The organism is Faecalibacillus sp. H12 (assembly GCF_013361255.1).
Taxonomy (GTDB): domain Bacteria; phylum Bacillota_I; class Bacilli_A; order Erysipelotrichales; family Coprobacillaceae; genus Faecalibacillus; species Faecalibacillus intestinalis.
This window is the reverse complement of record NZ_JABWDK010000065.1, coordinates 1-1,374: the sequence shown is the minus strand read 5'-3', so window position 1 is coordinate 1,374 and position 1,374 is coordinate 1. Positions and strand designations below refer to the sequence as shown.

The 1,374-nt window shown below is 45.3% G+C and carries 2 protein-coding genes; both read left to right on the top strand.

What is annotated here, in order from left to right; genetic code table 11:
- The first annotated feature begins 78 nt into the window (after positions 1-78).
- Positions 79-420, top strand: coding sequence for a transposase (locus HUU89_RS14400; RefSeq protein ID WP_006855988.1), 342 nt, complete (start codon positions 79-81; stop codon positions 418-420).
- On the top strand, positions 417-1,325 hold the full coding sequence (locus HUU89_RS14395) for an IS3 family transposase (RefSeq protein WP_118489533.1): 909 nt from the start codon (positions 417-419) through the stop codon (positions 1,323-1,325). The genes HUU89_RS14400 and HUU89_RS14395 overlap by 4 nt, the downstream gene beginning before the upstream one ends.
- Positions 1,326-1,374 lie beyond the last annotated feature (49 nt).

The following is a 1,374-nucleotide window of genomic DNA, read 5'->3' as shown; positions in this document are numbered from 1 at the left end:
TGATGTTGTATAAATAAAGTTGACACCTTATTCTCAAGGAATTCATGTATAATAAAAGAGAATAAGGAGGAACTCTCAATGTCACGAACCCAACGTAAATACGACCAGGAATATAAGATCCAGGCTGTCAAACTTGCCAAAGAAATCGGCGGTGCTAAGGCAGCCAAAGAATTAGGTATCCCAGAAGGAACCATCCACACATGGCTGAAAGCAGTTAGAGCAGGCACATTGGATATTGGTGACGGTGCACATACTCCGGAAAGCGCGATGAGTCTTGCTGAGGAGCTTGCCATGCTCCGCAAACGCGTTAAAGATCAGGACAAAGAAATCCGGCGTCTGAAAGAGGAAAATGAATTTCTCGAGGAAGCAAGCGCTTTTTTCGCAGCCAGCCGTCGGAAGTCAGCAAGAACCAAAGAATGATGTTCATTGCCATAAAAACGAAAGACGGCGTGATTAAGGGAAAACTCTCATTCTATTGCCGGATGCTTGGCGTCAGCCGCCAGGGTTTCTACAAATATCTTGCTATTAAAGATCGCCCTTGGAAATATCAGGATCTTGCTGATGCCATGAGAGTGATCCATGCTGAGGATGAATGCAATGATACCTATGGACGTATTCGCATGTACCAAGCACTGCTCCTTAAGAATCCGACGGGAATCAAGATCCCCAGTGAACGAACCGTTTACAGGGTTATGGATGAAATAGGACTTGTCCATCGGCCAAAGCGCAAGCCAAATGGCATTACCAAGGCTGATCGGGAAGCACGTAAGTCAGATGATCTTCTGAAGAGAGAGTTCAAGGCTGATAAGCCACTTGAAAAATGCGTAACTGATATCACAGAAATCAAGGCAAAAGATGGAAAACTGTATGTTTCAGCCATCTTCGACTGCTTTGATTCCAGCGTTCTGGGACTGGCAATGGAAACAAACATGAAGGCAACTCTGTGTGAGCATACACTGGATAATGCCTATCTGGCGCATCCTGATCTGCGAGGTGCCATTGTGCACTCCGACAGAGGAAGACAATATACCAGTGAAACCTACCGTCAGGCGCTTTCTAAATATGGCATTATACAAAGCATGAACAGTGATGGTGGCAGGTGCCACGATAATGCTCGATGTGAAAGCATGTGGGCCAGAATGAAAAGCGAGCTTCTCTATGACCGCTACAATACGGAAAGCCTGACCACGGATGAGCTGAGAGTTCTTATTTGGAGATATTTCATCAGTTACTGGAACAACAGGAGGATCTGCTCTGCCAACGGTGGGCTTCCTCCTATGATTAAGCGTCAGAGATACTACCAATCTCTGGGCCTGGCTGCATAGGAAATGATATCTTTGAGATAAATGTGTCAACCAATATTGACAATATCAG

Excerpts from the sequence above, each read along its gene's own strand:
- HUU89_RS14395 (WP_118489533.1), top strand. The coding sequence starts at position 417 with ATGATGTTCATTGCCATAAAAACGAAAGACGGCGTGATTAAGGGAAAA.
- HUU89_RS14400 (WP_006855988.1), top strand. The coding sequence starts at position 79 with ATGTCACGAACCCAACGTAAATACGACCAGGAATATAAGATCCAGGCT.